The sequence below is a fragment of the Ferrigenium sp. UT5 genome (genome assembly GCF_045866295.1).
Lineage (GTDB): Bacteria > Pseudomonadota > Gammaproteobacteria > Burkholderiales > Gallionellaceae > Sideroxyarcus.
This window is the reverse complement of the sequence record NZ_BAAFRY010000019.1, coordinates 34,329-50,187: the sequence shown is the minus strand read 5'-3', so window position 1 is coordinate 50,187 and position 15,859 is coordinate 34,329. Positions and strand designations below refer to the sequence as shown.

Genomic DNA, 15,859 nt, shown 5'->3' with positions numbered 1-15,859 from the left:
GTGCGTATGGACTGCGCGATGAAGAATATCTGCGGCTGAAAATACTCACGTCCATGCTCCCGAGGCTCTAAAAAACATGAAATTTACCCACACTCTTTCACGAAGACCCAAAGTGAATTTCTAGAGATTCCCATCAGTCTGTTTCCGGTGCTCGCTTGGGATGAATCTGCTGTGCAATAACTATACCATCTGATCGAAACGCCCTGATTGCCTTGTGATTCGCAGTCAGCTCCATTTTTTGGTGCAGAGGTTTAAGTGGAGTAACCTAACGGTAACGTTCGATGTTACCGGATGGACTTACTGGGGGTGGGGTATTGCTGTGGGGCCTGCCGATTTTGTGGTTTAAGCGGGAGGTTAAAGTTGTGGCATGAATCCTGCTGAACAGATGGGGCGCTACGAAGCATGATTGCGTAGCTTCAAGGGTGGGGGAGTCCGGTTTCCGGGCTTGTTCAATTAGTCTTTCAGGGAGAGTTAGATGAGTGAATTGCGACTTTCAAATATAGAAACAAGAGGTAAGCCGGGCTTGAAGCGGTATGCCATGGTCATCGACCTGCGTCGCTGCATAGGCTGCGATGCCTGCATGACGGCGTGCAAGGCCGAGTTCGATGTGCCCTTGGGCGTGTTCCGTACCTGGGTGCCTTACAAGGTGATCGGAAAATATCCCAAGGTGCGCAAGATGTTCCTGCCGCGCCTGTGCAACCACTGCGACGATCCGCCGTGCGTGCGCGCGTGTCCGGTCGAGGCGACCTACAAGGTGGAAGACGGCGGTTTCGTGTTGCAACGCTATGACCGCTGCATCGGCTGCAAGGCCTGCATGGCATCCTGCCCCTACAACGCGCGCTTCATGCTGCCCAAGCATCGTACCTACACCGATATCACCCGCGTCGTGGACAAGTGCACCTTCTGTCACCATCGCGTCACGCAAGATCTGGTGCCGGCCTGCGTGCAGACCTGTGTCGGTCGTTCCCGCATCTTTGGCGACCTCAATGATCCGAACAGCGAAGTGTCCTATCTGGTCAGTACCCTGCCCACGCAGGTATTGCGCCCGGAAGAAGGCACCAAGCCGCACGTGTTCTACATCGGGGCCGACCGCGGCCATACCGAGATCGGTCGCAAGATTTACGATCCGCAAAGCGTCGTCGAGCTGGAGCGGAATGCGTATCTGAACAATCACAGTTAAGGAGAACCGACATGGGTGACTGGAATGCATTTCATTTGATGCCTTGGTCAGGGGCATATGCGATTTACTTTTTTCTGATCGGTATTTCTGCTGCGATGTATTTTTTTTCCGCGCTGTCGTGGTATCGGCCGGAATTTAAGGAAATGCGTCTGACATCTTTGTATATTTCGTTCGCATTGTTGGGCATCGGTGGGGTTTTGTTGATTGAGGATTTGAGCCAGCCATTGCGCTTTCTCAATATGCTCAACCCGGCATACCTTCACTTCACCTCGCCGTTGGCATGGGGGAGTCTGGCACTGTGCTCATTTGGCCTCGTATCGGTGACTTACCTTTATGTGATCTACAAGAAGCAGGATGAGGCGCTGGCGAAGAAGCTGGCGGTGATCGGCGCCTTGATTGCCTTGGGCTTGCCGATCTATACCGGTTTCGACCTGAGTGCCCACCAGAACCGTCCGGTGTGGAACACGCCGCTGATGCCGGTGCTGTTCGTGGCCTTGTCGTTGCTGTCGGCCGCTGCACTGGCCGCATTCATTGCCAAAGGTGAAGCGTTGTTGGTCATGCTGCGCAGCATCATGTTGTGGACGGCGGTCGCGGTCGCGGCGATGCTGGTCTCCATGCTGGGCACGACCGCCTACGGCGGTGTGACGTCGGAACTGACCTTCATGTTCATGACGACCGGAAGCCTGGGCATGATCTTCATCGGCCTGGGAATCCTGGTGGGGACGGTGGCGCCCATCGGCGTACTGTTGACCAATATGGGAAAACAACAGGGCGGCATGATGCTCGCCGGGGCGCTGTTGCTGGTGGGCGGATTGGCCTTGCGCTATTCCATCCTGATCGGCGGACAGATCGTCCAGACCTACTACTAATTCCAGGGAGAACGCAATGTTAGAAATGGATCGCAGAACATTCCTCAAGGCCAGCGCGGGGGCAACGGCGGTCGCCGCGGCGGCGCCCGGCATCCTCAATGCCATGGAGAACGAGCTGGGCGGGCGCGACATCGGCCCGGTCAGCATGAAGGATCGCCAGGCCATTCCCACCACCTGTCACGTGTGCAACATCCAGGACGGCGCCATCGCCTATGTCGAAGACGGCCGCATCGTCAAGCTGGAAGGCAACCCGGAACACGTCTCCACCCGCGGCCGCCTGTGCGCCAAGGGCAACGCCGGCATGTGGTACACCTACAACCCGGATCGCGTGCTGTATCCGCTCAAGCGCGTCGGCGCGCGCGGCGAAGGCAAGTGGAAGCGCATCACCTGGGACGAGGCGCTCAAGGAAGTGGCGGAAAAGGTCAACGCCGCGCTGAAGCAGGATCCGAACAGTGTCGTGCTGAAATACGGCCGCGACCGCACCGGCGGCGTTCTCGGCCGCTTCATGGACACCCTGGGATCGGGCAGCATCATCAACCATACGTCGGTGTGCGAATCTTCCAAGAAGATCGGCATGGAACCGACCTGGGGGCCGGACATCGAAACCCCCGATTTTGCGAACTCGAAATACATCCTCAACTTCGGTTCCAACGTCCTCGAGGCGGCGTATTTCCACAATCCGTATGCGCAGCGCGTGGCGGAAGGCGTGGCGGAGAACCATGCCAAGCTGGTGACGTTCGATGTGCGCCTGTCCAACACGGCGGGGCGTTCGGACGAGTGGGTGCCGGTGTTCCCCGGCACCGATGGCGCAGTGGCGCTGGCCATCGGCAATGTCATCCTGCGCGAGGATCTGCAGGACAGCGAGTTCATCGACACCTGGTGCAATGTGTCCACCACAGAGCTGAAAGCGCATTACAAGCAGTTCACGCCGGAGTGGGCGTCCAAGATTTCCGGCGTGCCGGTGGAGACCATCGAGCGCATCGCGCGCGAGTTCGCCACCACCAAGCCGGCCACGACCTACACCTATCGCGGACCGGCCAAGCACCTGTACGGGTCGTATCAGGAAAGGGCCTGCATGATGCTGTCCATCATGACCGGCAATGTGGAGAAGCGTGGCGGTTACTGCCTGCCGCGCGGCATGGGTTACAACCAGCCGCAGCCGCAGCCGCCCAAGCCGGCCAAGGCGAGCTACGTGAGCCACCATCATCACCCGAACTACCCGCTGGCCGGGCATGGCGTGTCGCACATGACACCGCTGGCCATCGCGGAAGGGCATCTGAAGTGCAATGTGTACTTCACCTACATGGACAACCCGGTCTATACCAATCCGGGCGCCCAGGCCTTGTGGGGTGAGATGTTCCGCAATGAAAAGCTGATCCCCTACTATGTTTCCATGAGCACGGTGATCGGCGAGGAAACCGCGCTGGCCGACCTGATTCTGCCGGACTGCATGTACCTGGAACGGTACGAGCCGGAATCCATGCCGAACTCGCTGTGGCCGTGGGTGGGTTTCCGCCAGCCGGTCATCAAGCCGCTCGGCGAGACGCGCGAGACGCGCATCATCCTGCGCGATCTTGTCCACACGCTGGATCCCGATGGCAAGCGCGGCATGAAGAAGTACTGGAACTTCAAGGATGGCGAGGACTACATGCGCCAGCAGTTCGACGACATTCCTGGCCTGAAAGAGGCGGGTGGTGTGAACTGGCTCAAGAAACACGGCGTGTGGCCGGTCTATGGCAAGCTCAATCCGCGTACCGGCAAGATCTCCGACAACACCGGCCGCGAGATCCAGGCAGAGTTCGGTCTGCACATGAAAGAAGTATCTGCGGGCGATATGGCGGGTGCGACGGTGAGCGGACACGGCACGATCATGAAGAACGGCAAGGCCATCGGTTTGCGCCGCAACGGCAAGAACTACGTGGGCTTCCCGACGCATGACCGCCTGATCAACATCCGCGTGGATGAGTGGGCGAAATATGGCTTCAACCCGATGCCGACCTTCAAGCAGATCCCGTGGCACAAGACCATGAAGGACGACGAGATGGTGCTGACCACCTTCAAGCTCAATGTTCATGTGCAGTCGCGCACGGCTTCCGTGAAGTGGCTGGCTGAGATCGCGCACAGCAATCCGGCCTGGATGAACCCTGAAACCGCTTCCGCCATCGGTGTCGTCACCGGCGATTTGGTGCGAGTGGAGAGCCCGGTCGGCTACATGGTGACCAAGGCCTATGTGACCGAAGGCATCCACCCCAAGGTCGTCGCCGTCTCGACCGGCTGCGGGCACTGGGAATATGGCCGTCTGGCGACGCTGACGCACAAGAGCAAGAAGGGCGGCGAATTCGGTGCACAGGACGATGCCGACTTGAACAACGTCTGGTGGGAAGACAAGGGCGTCCATCCGAACGTCGTCATCCCGGTGGTCGTTGATCCGATCGGCGGCTCGCAGGGCTGGTACGATACGGTGGTGAAGGTGACCAAGGCGGGCGCTGGCGACAAGTACGGTGACGTGCATGGCGACTGGGACAAGCACCTTGCGGCCTCCAGGGAAACCCTGCGTTACGCCTACACAGGTGACATGCATCGCAAGATGCACCCGGAAATGGCCTCCTGGGGTGGTCCGGCGTCCGTCAAGTCGGACGGACACCACTGACGCGTCCTGAATCCTTCGCTGCCGCACACAGTCGCGGCGGCGAAGGGGGAAAGTCGGTAGCACAGTAGCAGAGCGATGTAGCCCGGCACTTTCTTCCCTGCCGGGCTTTTTTTTGAGAGGATGCTTCATGACTTCAGCCATACAAGATCAGGCGCCTGCGGCATTGTCCGTGGCGGAGCAGATCGCCGAATACCGCGCGCGCGCCAACCTGCACCGCATGTTGGCGGGCGCCTTCCTGGAAGAACCGTCGCAGGCTTATCTGGCCGGCCTGCGCAGCGACGAGGCGGGCCAAACCCTGCAAGCCTTCGGGGTGGTCTTCGATGACGATTTCACCAAGGCGCCTTTGCCGGAATTGCAGGAAACCCTGGCCTGCGAATTCGCCGCACTGTTCCTGGTGTCGGGCGGCTGCCCGGCGGTCGAATCCCTGCGCATGACGGGACGTTTCCAGCAGCAGCCTTATTTCGAAACGCGCGATTTCTACGCGCGTTGCGGATTCGAACTGGCCAGCGCGCGCCATCCTGTGTTCTACGACCAGATGGGGGTGGAACTGTCGTTCATGGCGGCACTGTTGGAGCGCGCCGCCGATGCGCTGGAACAAAGCAACGAAGTGGGCCATGCGCAGCATCTGAAGGACCTCAAGCGCTTCTGGGTGCAACACACGGGGCGCTGGGTGCGCGGCTACAGCACCCTGTTGCAGCAGGCTACGGCCCATTCCTTCTTCCGTGAAATGGCCAAATTGCTGGCCGCCTATGCCGATTGGGAACTATCGCTGCTCGGGGTGAAGGTCGATGACGTGGATCAGGGTCGATTGAAAGTGCCGCAGGCCGAGATCGAATACGAATTCGATCCGGATGAGCCGGTGTGCAATGCGTGCGAGAAGGACAAGTCCGACACCACGGAGCTGGATGCGCTGTTGCAGACTGTGGACATCTCGCTGATCGAAAAACGGCTGCAGCAGAAGAAGGTGGTCTGACATGCATTACCTGTGGGACTGGGGCGAGTTGCAGCATTTGTGGAACAACGGCGATTTCGACGAAGTGCACGACTGGTTGAACGAGCGCTGGGCGACACTGGTCAGGAACAAGCAGGGGGCGGACAAGGATGCGGATGCGCGTTTCATGCAGGGTCTGGCCTTCGCGGCGATGGCCTTGCATTTCGTGCAGACCGCCAACCAGGAAGGTGCGCGCCTGCTGCTGGACGATGCCCTGATGGTGTTGCCGCAGTTTTCGCCCACCCACCTCGGCATCATGGTTGAGCCAGTGCTGGAAACCTTGCATAATCTGCGCCCCAAAATAGCGCTCTTGGGCGCGAATGATGAATTCCCCGAGCCGCACCTGGATTTCAACAAGCTGGTATTAGTGAATGATTGATGAGAAGCCGCAGGCCGAAACCCTGATTTTTGCCCAATGGGCTGATGCCCGGGCGGAAGACCTGCACTGCTTCCGCTGTCTTGAACCCGCTGATGCGGCAATTTTTCAGGTATTGCCCAATGCGGAAGCTGCCCGTGCGGAAGCTGTTTTAGCCGAGAATACATCACCCTTGCTGATCGGCGATGCGGCCGTAGCGGATGGCACTCTGATCGGTCGCCTTGCACAGGGTGCAGGCGCGGGACGCCTGGGCGTGTATGTGCGCGCGGGGCGGATGCCGGTCAGTTGGTCGCTGGACACCACTTCCAATGCCGATTTCCGTTGTGTGACGCCGTCATGGTGCAAACCGGGCTGGGAGGTGTTGCGCGCGGATGGGCGAGGGACGGGTACGGATGTTGCGTGGTGGTTGCAGGAGATGTTCTCGGCCGGCGCGGTGCGTGCGCTGATCCAGAAGGATATCGAAGACGAAGATCTGGATATGTGCGCCACCCTGAATCTGCAATTTCCCGGCAAATTATGGTTCGAGCCATCAGCCGGGTTCTCGGGGGATCTGGAGCCTTGGGTCAGATATGGCAAGGTGCGTCAACTGGTCTTGCCGGATAACGGAAAATACCCCGAGGCGGAACATGAACGTCTGCGCACGGTGGTGGCGGCGTTGGCAAAGGAGGAAGACGTGGTATGAAACGGCTCTTGTGTGGTGGGCTGCTGCTGACCCTTTCGGTTGCGGCTGCGGCGGCGGAAATGATCGGCGAACTGCGCCTGCAGTCCTTGCTGGATGAGCAGACGGACTATGTGTTGTTGGACGCCCGTTCGGATGCCGTGCGCAACACGGCACCGCTGCCGCTGGCCAAGCGTTATGCGCCGGGCATGTTCCTGCACAGCGATCTGGTGCTGGTGGTGGCGGATGACGACGCTGCTGCGCTGACGATTGCCAACAGCGTGCCTGTCGCGGCGGGACGCATAATCCATGCCGTGGCGGGCGGCGCCGAGGCCTGGCTGCGGGCGTCCCGGCAGTCCATGCAGGCGCCCAAGGCGGATTTCAATATTCCCAGCGGCACCTGCAAACCCGGCATCCCGCTGCACGAATTCAAGGAAGCGCCCGCGCCGCAACGGGAGAAGCGTTAGTGGGTCTGTCCATTCCGGCCTTTCGCGCCGAGCGTTGTGTACGCTATCGCTACGCATACAGCGCGTGCAGCCGCTGTGTGGATGTTTGTCCGCATGAGGCAATCCAGTTTTCCGGCGCCACGCAAGTCAACAATGACGTAAACGCAGACCATTACGACGGTGTGCGCATCGCGCCCGATGTGTGTCAGAGTTGTGCGCTGTGCGCGGCGGCCTGTCCCACCGAGGCGCTGGCGGTCAAGGGCGTGTCGGCAGAGGAGCTGTTGAGACAGGCGGGCAAGGCCGTTCGCTTTACCGTCTCGTGCGCGCCTGCGGCCGCGGCTGCCGATGCGGTGGTGCCGTGTTTGGGTGCGTTGAACGCGGCCATCCTCGCCGAATTCGCGCGGCGCGGGATTGCGCTGGTGTTGCGCGGGAGCGACCACTGCGTGCAATGCCCGCATGCCGCCGGCGGTGTGCCGATGATCGCCGCACAGCGCGCGGCATATGCCGATTTGCGCGCGCTGGCCGCGAGCGCTTGGGCAGAACCCGATTGGTGCGATGCCGATGAGGCGGCGCCCATCCTGGACGAGGATCACAATCCTGCACGGCGCGCCTTGTTCCGACGCGCCGTGGCGGAGGTTGAGGCGGTGGTGAGCGGCAGCAACGAGCAGGCTGCCCCGCCGTTGAAGGCGATACGCGCCGCCGCGCCATTCTTGCCAGAGCGCAAGAGCCTGCTCAATGGCTTGTTCCCGGAAGGTGCGGAAGACGTCTTGCGCGTGCCGCGCCAGGCGGCGATTGCCGCCGAAGACTGGCAGGTTGCGCACGGCTGCACCCATTGCGAAGCCTGCGCACGTGCTTGCCCAACGGGGGCCATCCAGCTGCTGGAAAGCAACACCGCTTGGCGGCTGGCGATCTTGAACGATCGTTGCGTGGCCTGTGAAGTGTGTGCGGAAGTGTGCCAACCCGGAGTGTTGCAGCACACAGCACAGGAGACGGTGATCGCGAACAAACAGAAAGGGCGTTTGCTGGTTGCAGTGGAAAAAAGCCGCTGCAGCCGCTGTGGACGCGTGTTCGTCAATGAGCAAGGCGGACAGACGTGTCCGATTTGCACCGGGGACGACGAGGATTTTGCCGAGATATTCGGTTGAACGGGAGTGGACTATGGAATGGGAATTTACCCCTGAAGAAGTCGTCAAGGGCGAGGTGGAATATGGCCTGGAGGATTTTCGCAAGGATCTGATGCAGGAAGTGCGGCACAACATGTCCGGCATGGAAAGCGTGATGCCGGAGCGGGTGTTCGAGGTAATCTATGACCTGTGCTACTGGGTGGCGACCGGCAATGAGTATGAGGATTTCCTTGACTCTGTGGACGATGAATCGTTCTTTCCGCAATTTCTGCGTTCCATCCGTGAACATCTGGAAACCAACATCGAGATGCTGGGTGCGATCCTGCAACGCCTGATCATGGATCGCGTGGACGATCAAAGCATGCCTCTGGAACTGGCGTTGAAGGAGGTGGATGCGCTGCAGCGCGAGATCGCAGCCCGTCCGCCGATGTTGAGTTGAGCCAGCAGCCATGAGCAATGACCTGACCCATTTTTCCGAATCCGGCCGGGCGCGCATGGTGGATGTCTCCACCAAGGCGGAAACAGTGCGCGTGGCGATTGCCAGCGGCGTGCTGCGCATGCAGGCTGCCACGCTGGAACGCATCCGCTCTGGCAAGATAGCCAAGGGCGATGTGCTGACGGTGGCCGATGTCGGCGCGGTGATGGCCGCCAAGCACACGCCGGACATCATCCCCATGTGCCATCCCATCATGCTGACCGGCGTGGACATCCAGTTCAGTGAAATCCTGGAGGCAGATGCGCAAGACTGCGTCGGCATCCGGGTGCTGGCCACCGCGACCTGCAGCGGGCAGACAGGGGTGGAGATGGAGGCGCTGACTGCGGCGAACGTGGCGCTGCTGACCATCTACGACATGTGCAAGGCCATCGATCGCGGCATGAGGATCGAGTGCGTGCAACTGGAAGAGAAGCGCGGCGGCAAGAGCGGTGTATGGAAACGGGGAGATGCAAAGTGATCAAGGTATTGTTCTTTGGTCCCATTGCCGCCGCTACTGGCGAACGCGAACTTGCGGTGCCCTATGCGGCAGGCATGACACTGGGCGGCCTGAAAGAAATGCTGGCCGCACAGCATCCCGAGGCGATGCGTCTGGCCACCATGCTGGCGGTGAACGGCGAGCATGCGCGCGATCTGGCATTGCCGCTCGCGGACAACAGCGAAGTGGCATTCATGGCAAAATTCTCGGGAGGCTGAATGAAAGAGGCGGTCAGAATTCAGACGGAAGACTTTTCGCAGGACGAGGAAATCGCCGCGCTCAAGGGAAGCTCCAGGCGCATGGGCGGCATCGGCACCTTTCTCGGTTGCGCGCGCGACTTCTCCGAAGGGCGCGCGGTCGAGCAGATCAGCTTCGATGCCTACGGCAGCATGGCACTGTCGGAAATGCAAAAACTGCGCACGGACGCGATAGAGAGATTTTGCCTGCTGGATGCGCGCATCGTGCATCGCGTCGGCACGGTCGGCGGCGGCGACAATATTGTGTTCATCGCGACGGGTGCCGAGCATCGCGTGGCCGCGCTGGAAGCCTGCCGCTGGATCATTGACGAACTGAAACAGCGCGTGCCGATCTGGAAGAAAGAAGTCACGCCACAGGGCGATAGCTGGGTCGTTCCTCACCCATGAATCCAAAAGTCATCAGCATCGTCGGCCATTCCGGCGCGGGCAAGACCACGCTGGTGGAAAAGCTCATTCGTGAAATCACCGCGCGCGGTGTGCGCGTCGCCACCATCAAACACGCCCATCACAAGGTGGAGCTGGACACGCCGGGCAAGGACAGCTATCGCTACAAGGAAGCGGGTGCAGTGATGAGCATGTTGCTGACGCGCGATGCGCTGCAACTGGTGGCGGATGCCCGGGAACAGCGCGAGCCGGAGCAACTGGCGCAACGTTTTCTGGGCGAAGCCGATCTGGTGCTGGCGGAAGGGTTTTCGTTGTGCGCCACGCCCAAGATCGAAGTGCTGCGCCGCGCGTGTGCCAAGCCGCCGCGTTGTGCCGTCGCAGATGGCCTGATCGCCATCGTTACCGATATGGATGAGGTCTATCCGCAACTGCCGCATTTTGGGCTGGGCGACATCGCGGGCATCAGCCAGTTCATTCTCGCCCGGCAATGATTGAAGATTGCACTGCACTGATACTGGCCGGCGGCGAATCACGCCGTATGGGGCAGGACAAGGCCAACCTGGTGCTGGACGGGCAGACGCTGCTGCAGCGCATGGTGAACATCGTGCAGCCGCTCTTCGCGGAGGTCATCGTCAGCGTGCGCCAGCCGCGCCGCGAAGTCGCACTGCCACAAGTCTGCGATAATCCCACACAGGCCGGGCCACTGGCCGGTCTGACTGCCGGGCTGGAACGCGCAAAGACACGCTGGGTGTTTGCCGTGGCCTGCGACATGCCGTTCATCACCCCCGCCTTGATCGAATATCTCGCGCGCCAACGCGCGGACTGGCAGGCGGTGGTACCCAGGGTGGGCGGTTATCCGCAACCCCTGGCGGCTTTCTACGCGGCAGCGTGTTTGCCTGCCGTGCATGACTGTCTGGAAGGCAATGGCAAGCACAGCCTGCGTGCTCTGCTCGACACCTTGCCGGTGCGTTATGTGAGTGAGGACGAGATGCGGGTAACAGATACTGAATTGGCCAGTTTCTTTGATCTGGATACGCCGCAAGATGTGAGGCAGGCGATGCGTCAAAGGTAGCTCGGGTTTCAACCCGACGTTTTTTGGGAATACACAGTAAGGAAAGCAATGGAACATCTGCATGTCAACGAGGCGCAGCGCGTCATCCTTGAATCGATCACGCAGTCTGGTGTTGAGACCGTCAAACTGGAGCAGTCATTGGGGCGCGTGCTGGCGGAGGACATTCGTGCCAACCGCGACCTGCCCCCCTACGACGTGTCGGCGATGGACGGCTTCGCGGTGCGGAGTACGGATATGGCACAGACACCCGCCGTACTGGAAATCATCGAGGACATCAAGGCAGGCGATCTGCCGACCAAGACCGTGTTGCCGGGGCAGTGTGCGCGCATCATGACCGGCGCGCCCGTGCCCGCCGGCGCGGATGCGGTGATCCGCGTCGAAGATACGCAGGCAGTCGCCGCCTCCCGCGTGCAGATCAATAAAGCCGTCCGATTCGGAAACGACGTGCGCCCGCAAGGCGAGAACATGAAGGATGGCGACGTGGTGCTGACGGCGGGAACAGAGATCACCCCGGGCGTGATCGGGGTGCTGGCGACCGTCAAGGCGGCGCAGATGAACGTCCACCGTCGTCCGCGTGTGGCGATCTTGTCCACCGGCAACGAGCTGGAAGCGATCGATGAACCCGTTGACCTGAACAAGATTCCCAACTCGAACAGTTATGCGCTGATGGCGCAGGTGCAAGCACTTGGCATAGAGCCTGTCCTGCTCGGTATCGCGCGCGACGATCCTCTTGAGCTGGAGCAATTTCTGAAGCGCGGACTGGAATACGACGTGTTGCTGGTTTCCGGCGGCACGTCGGTGGGCGTGCACGACTACGTGCGGCCCACCATCGAGAAACTGGGGGTGCAGATGAAGTTCTGGCGTGTGGCGATGAAGCCCGGACACCCGTTGGCATTCGGCCACACCGACCACACGCTGGTGTTCGGCCTGCCGGGCAATCCGGTCTCCAGCATGGTTTGCGTGGAAGAATTCGTTGCGCCCGCACTGCGCAAGATGATGGGCAACCGGGTGCTGTTCCGCCGCACCGTGAGCGCGCGCCTGGCGCACAACATCAAGCATCATGCGGGGCGAACCGAGTTCGTCCGCGTGCAACTGACGCGCGACGAAGCAGGCTACCTCGCCAGTTCCACGGGGACGCAAAGCAGCGGCGTGTTGCTGTCCATGGCGCTAGCCGATGGTCTATTGGTCGTGCCGGCGGACAGCACGGGGTTGGCGGCTGGCGCGCAGGCGACCGTGCAATTACTGGACGGAACCGCGTTCCAGGATGTGCCGGGTTTCCGCGTGTGAACGGTATTCGGAGAAACCCCATGGCGATGAATGAAGACAGTGCCGATTTCGGCCATCCCTTGCAATATCTCCATGCCTGCCACGGCAAGATCATGCAGCAGTGCGCTGCCTTGCGCGACCTGTCCGCGTATATGCAACAACACGGCGGCGATCCGCACGCACAACAGGCCGCGCAGAATATCCTTGGCTATTTCGAGACGGCCGGGGCGTTGCATCACCAGGATGAAGAGCAGGCGCTGTTTCCCGCACTGCAATCGGCGCTTACCGCCGAGACCGCCGAACCCATGGAATCCCTGATGGCGCGCGTGCTTGCAGAGCACGCTGAACTCGATGCGCTGTGGACGGAATTGCGGCCGCGCCTGCAATGCCTGGCGCAAGCCCAGCCAGCCGACTTGCCGGCTGCGCTGACGGAAAAATTCATCGAGGGTTATTTTGCGCACATCGCGCTGGAGGAACAGGAACTGCTGCCGCTGTCCGAGTATCTGCTCAAACCGGAACAGCTTGCCAGCCTGGGCGCGCGCATGGCCGCGCAGCGCAACGTAACAATCTAGCGGGCATGGAAAAGTGACCACCCCCGATGATAAAACTCGTCATGCCCGTCCCTCACCCCCGTCCCCCCTCTCCCAAAGTGAGAGGGGTACAGTTCGTCGCTACGCGAGTTTCACATTAACGGAGCAATACCATGTCAGCAGCAAAGATCGGTTTCGTCACCATCTCGGATCGTGCCAGTCGCGGCGAATATGAAGACAAGGGCGGCCCCGCCATGCGTGATTGGTTCACGCGGGTGCTGACCTCGCCCTGGGAAGCGGTGGTGCGGGTCATCCCGGATGAACAACCGTTGATCGAACAAACCCTGATCGAATTGTGCGATGTGGCGGGGTGCTCGCTGGTGGTGACCACGGGCGGCACCGGTCCTGCCTTACGCGATGTCACGCCGGAAGCGACCGAAGCGGTGTGCGAGAAGATGCTGCCGGGTTTCGGCGAACTGATGCGTACAGCCTCGCTAAAATTCGTGCCGACCGCCATTCTCTCGCGGCAGACGGCGGGGGTGCGTGGCAGGAGTCTGATTCTCAATCTGCCCGGGAAACCTTCCGCGATTGACGATTGTCTCAACGCCGTATTTCCCGCGATACCCTATTGCATTGATCTCATCGAAGGCGCGTATCTGGAGTCCGATGCGGAAAAATGCAAAGCCTTTCGCCCCGCGCATGCCAAGCCAAGAAGCTGACCCCGGCATACGAGATCACCAACGGGTCGTGCGGGTGAAGGATGAGAAGTCTGGGCAGTAACGATTAGGTTGCCGACGGCTGAATGATGAGTGTCCGCTAACGGCCATAAGTGGACATAAGCCCAGTAGCGTGGGCACAAAGTGCCCACGCTGTAGTTTTAGGTTTTGACTTTCCTTCCCCTGTGCGCCGCCGAGTAGCAGAGGCTGGTCAGGGGTAGTCCGACGAATATGTTTGAGCACGTGACCGCGTAGCGGGTCGTGCGAGTTTATGAGGAGGCCTGACCAGTCGAGCAACGCAGGGAACCCCGAAGGGGCGGCGCACCGGGGGCGACTTCTTTGGGTTGCCTTTCTTGGCAAGACAAGAAAGGTAACTAGTGTAGTGCTGCACTCTTAACGATACTTATTGCGAACCTTTGTGGGTCGGACTTCAGTCCGACATGTCGGGTTAAAACCCGACCCACAAGGGCTTCCCGCACCTTGGCATAAGTTCCAGATAGCGTGCAACACTACACTAGCTGTCGGGCTACCCCCGACGGTGTTGGTTTTGAATAAACAAACCAGCGGGCTTCGCCCATCCTTCGATACGGCTGCGCCTACTCAGGACGAACGGTCATAGGTGCCTCCAGCCCCCCCAATGCTATAATCCGCGCCTCTTTTGAAGGCGTAATGCAATGTCCGCAGTCCTGAATTTCAAAACCCATTTATCCGATCTGTTCGCGCAGGCTTTGCGTGCAGTGGCGCCCGAGCATGGCGATGCGACGGTTCTTGTTGAACGTCCCAAGCAGGCCGCGCACGGCGATTACGCCTGCAACCTGGCGATGCAACTGGCCAAGCCTTTGCGCAAATCGCCGCGCGACATTGCGCAGGCGCTGATCGCGGCGCTGCCGGAATCCGGGGTCATCGAGAAGGTGGAGATCGCGGGGGCGGGGTTCGTCAATGTGTTCATCACTACTGCGGCGAAACAGGATGTGGTGCACGGGGTGCTGATGGCGGGTGCGGGTTACGGCCATGTGCATGTCGGAGCCGGGCGCAAGGTGGGGGTGGAGTTTGTGTCGGCGAACCCGACCGGGCCGCTGCACGTCGGTCACGGGCGCGGTGCGGCGGTGGGCGATTGCCTGTGCAACGTGCTGCATGCGGCGGGCTGGAATGTGACGCGCGAGTTCTATTACAACGACGCGGGGGTGCAGATCGACAACCTGACCTTGTCGGTGCAACTGCGTTGCAAGGGCGTGACGCCGGACGATCCGGCGTGGCCCGAGTCCGGTTATCGCGGCGATTACATCCAGGATGTGGCCGATGCCTATATGGCGAAGGAGCCGGTCGAGGCGGATGACCAGCACACCATCGGCAAAGGCGACGCGGATGATGCCGAGGCGATCCGCCATTTTGCCGTGGCCTATCTGCGCCGTGAACAGGATCTGGACCTGCGCGCTTTTCAGGTGGAGTTCGATGTGTTCTCGCTGGAGTCGGCGCTCTATACCGACGGCAAGGTGGAAGAGGCGGTGCAGCGCCTGATTGCCAGCGGTCATACCTACGAGCAGGACGATGCGCTGTGGTTGCGCACCACGGATTTCGGGGACGACAAGGACCGCGTGATGCGGAAAAAGGACGGTGGCTACACCTACTTCGTGCCGGACGTGGCTTATCACCTGGACAAGTGGCGGCGCGGCTTCGAGCGCGTCATCAACGAGCAGGGTTCCGACCACCATTCCACCATCACCCGCGTGCGCGCCGGATTGCAGGCGCTGGATGCGGGCATTCCAAAGGGCTGGCCGGACTACGTGCTGCACCAGATGGTGACGGTGCTGAAGAACGGCGAAGAGGTGAAGATCTCCAAGCGTGCGGGCAGCTACGTCACGCTGCGCGACCTGATCGACGAAGTGGGTTGCGACGCCACGCGCTACTTCCTCGCCGCGCGCCATCCCGATTCGCAGCTGGTGTTCGACATCGATCTGGCGAAATCACAGAGCAACGACAATCCGGTGTATTACATCCAGTATGCCCATGCGCGTATCCATGCGGTGCTGACGCAGTGGGGCGGCGACCGCCAGGCCTTGCATCAGGCAGATGTGAGTGCACTGGAGAGCGATTCTGAAACGGTTTTGTTGCAGCGCCTGATCGATTTTCCGCAGGTGATCGAAGCGGCGGCAGAAGACCTTGCGCCGCATCTGGTTGCTTTTTACCTGAAGGAATTGGCGGCGGATTTTCATAGCTATTACAATGCCTCGCGCTTTCTGGTCGAGGACGAGAAGATCAGGCTGGCACGGCTGGCACTGATTGCGGCGGTGGCACAGGTATTGCGGAACGGATTGGCGCTGCTCGGTGTCACAGCGCCCGAGCAAATGTAGTTAGACGAAGGAATGAAG

General features: G+C 60.5%; 18 protein-coding genes. All 18 read left to right on the top strand.

The annotated features are described in order from the left end of the window. Window positions 1-523: 523 nt before the first annotated feature. Window positions 524-1,180, top strand: coding sequence for a 4Fe-4S dicluster domain-containing protein (locus tag ACKTSJ_RS08545; RefSeq protein ID WP_407899295.1), 657 nt, complete (start codon window positions 524-526; stop codon window positions 1,178-1,180). Between the two features lie 11 nt (window positions 1,181-1,191). Beyond that, a complete protein-coding gene (nrfD, locus tag ACKTSJ_RS08540; RefSeq protein WP_407899293.1) occupies window positions 1,192-2,049 on the top strand; it encodes an NrfD/PsrC family molybdoenzyme membrane anchor subunit in 858 nt (285 codons plus the stop codon). A 16-nt stretch (window positions 2,050-2,065) separates the two neighbouring features. Beyond that, on the top strand, window positions 2,066-4,699 hold the full coding sequence (locus ACKTSJ_RS08535; protein ID WP_407899291.1) for a molybdopterin-dependent oxidoreductase: 2,634 nt from the start codon (window positions 2,066-2,068) through the stop codon (window positions 4,697-4,699). Between the two features lie 127 nt (window positions 4,700-4,826). Next, window positions 4,827-5,672 carry a molecular chaperone gene (locus ACKTSJ_RS08530; protein ID WP_407899289.1) on the top strand — a complete coding sequence of 282 codons (846 nt, stop codon included), beginning with the start codon at window positions 4,827-4,829 and terminating at the stop codon, window positions 5,670-5,672. Between the two features lies 1 nt (window position 5,673). Then, a complete protein-coding gene (locus ACKTSJ_RS08525; protein ID WP_407899288.1) occupies window positions 5,674-6,069 on the top strand; it encodes a DUF309 domain-containing protein in 396 nt (131 codons plus the stop codon). Next, a complete protein-coding gene (locus tag ACKTSJ_RS08520) occupies window positions 6,062-6,748 on the top strand; it encodes a hypothetical protein (RefSeq protein WP_407899286.1) in 687 nt (228 codons plus the stop codon). The genes ACKTSJ_RS08525 and ACKTSJ_RS08520 overlap by 8 nt, the downstream gene beginning before the upstream one ends. Then, window positions 6,745-7,191 carry a hypothetical protein gene (locus tag ACKTSJ_RS08515; protein ID WP_407899284.1) on the top strand — a complete coding sequence of 149 codons (447 nt, stop codon included), beginning with the start codon at window positions 6,745-6,747 and terminating at the stop codon, window positions 7,189-7,191. Before ACKTSJ_RS08520 ends, ACKTSJ_RS08515 begins: the two co-directional genes overlap by 4 nt. Further along, a complete protein-coding gene (locus ACKTSJ_RS08510; RefSeq protein ID WP_407899282.1) occupies window positions 7,191-8,315 on the top strand; it encodes a 4Fe-4S dicluster domain-containing protein in 1,125 nt (374 codons plus the stop codon). Before ACKTSJ_RS08515 ends, ACKTSJ_RS08510 begins: the two co-directional genes overlap by 1 nt. Window positions 8,316-8,328: 13 nt before the next feature. After that, window positions 8,329-8,733, top strand: coding sequence for a hypothetical protein (locus ACKTSJ_RS08505; protein WP_407899280.1), 405 nt, complete (start codon window positions 8,329-8,331; stop codon window positions 8,731-8,733). 10 nt (window positions 8,734-8,743) lie between these two features. Further along, window positions 8,744-9,247, top strand: coding sequence for a cyclic pyranopterin monophosphate synthase MoaC (moaC, locus tag ACKTSJ_RS08500; protein ID WP_407899278.1), 504 nt, complete (start codon window positions 8,744-8,746; stop codon window positions 9,245-9,247). Further along, a complete protein-coding gene (locus ACKTSJ_RS08495; protein WP_407899276.1) occupies window positions 9,244-9,483 on the top strand; it encodes a MoaD/ThiS family protein in 240 nt (79 codons plus the stop codon). Before moaC ends, ACKTSJ_RS08495 begins: the two co-directional genes overlap by 4 nt. Beyond that, window positions 9,484-9,909: a molybdenum cofactor biosynthesis protein MoaE gene (locus tag ACKTSJ_RS08490; protein ID WP_407899274.1), complete on the top strand. Its 426-nt coding sequence runs from the start codon at window positions 9,484-9,486 to the stop codon at window positions 9,907-9,909. Continuing rightward, window positions 9,906-10,397, top strand: coding sequence for a molybdopterin-guanine dinucleotide biosynthesis protein B (mobB, locus tag ACKTSJ_RS08485; RefSeq protein WP_407899272.1), 492 nt, complete (start codon window positions 9,906-9,908; stop codon window positions 10,395-10,397). Before ACKTSJ_RS08490 ends, mobB begins: the two co-directional genes overlap by 4 nt. Beyond that, window positions 10,394-10,978 carry a molybdenum cofactor guanylyltransferase gene (locus tag ACKTSJ_RS08480; protein ID WP_407899270.1) on the top strand — a complete coding sequence of 195 codons (585 nt, stop codon included), beginning with the start codon at window positions 10,394-10,396 and terminating at the stop codon, window positions 10,976-10,978. The genes mobB and ACKTSJ_RS08480 overlap by 4 nt, the downstream gene beginning before the upstream one ends. A 48-nt stretch (window positions 10,979-11,026) precedes the next feature. Beyond that, complete coding sequence (glp, locus tag ACKTSJ_RS08475; protein WP_407899268.1) at window positions 11,027-12,265, top strand: gephyrin-like molybdotransferase Glp; 1,239 nt, start codon at window positions 11,027-11,029, stop codon at window positions 12,263-12,265. A gap of 20 nt (window positions 12,266-12,285) precedes the next feature. Then, window positions 12,286-12,816 (top strand): hemerythrin domain-containing protein, encoded by a 531-nt coding sequence (locus ACKTSJ_RS08470; RefSeq protein WP_407899266.1) that lies wholly within the window; start codon window positions 12,286-12,288, stop codon window positions 12,814-12,816. A 131-nt stretch (window positions 12,817-12,947) separates the two neighbouring features. Continuing rightward, window positions 12,948-13,493, top strand: coding sequence for a molybdopterin adenylyltransferase (gene mog / locus ACKTSJ_RS08465; RefSeq protein ID WP_407899264.1), 546 nt, complete (start codon window positions 12,948-12,950; stop codon window positions 13,491-13,493). 671 nt (window positions 13,494-14,164) lie between these two features. Continuing rightward, on the top strand, window positions 14,165-15,841 hold the full coding sequence (argS, locus tag ACKTSJ_RS08460) for an arginine--tRNA ligase (protein WP_407899262.1): 1,677 nt from the start codon (window positions 14,165-14,167) through the stop codon (window positions 15,839-15,841). Window positions 15,842-15,859 lie beyond the last annotated feature (18 nt).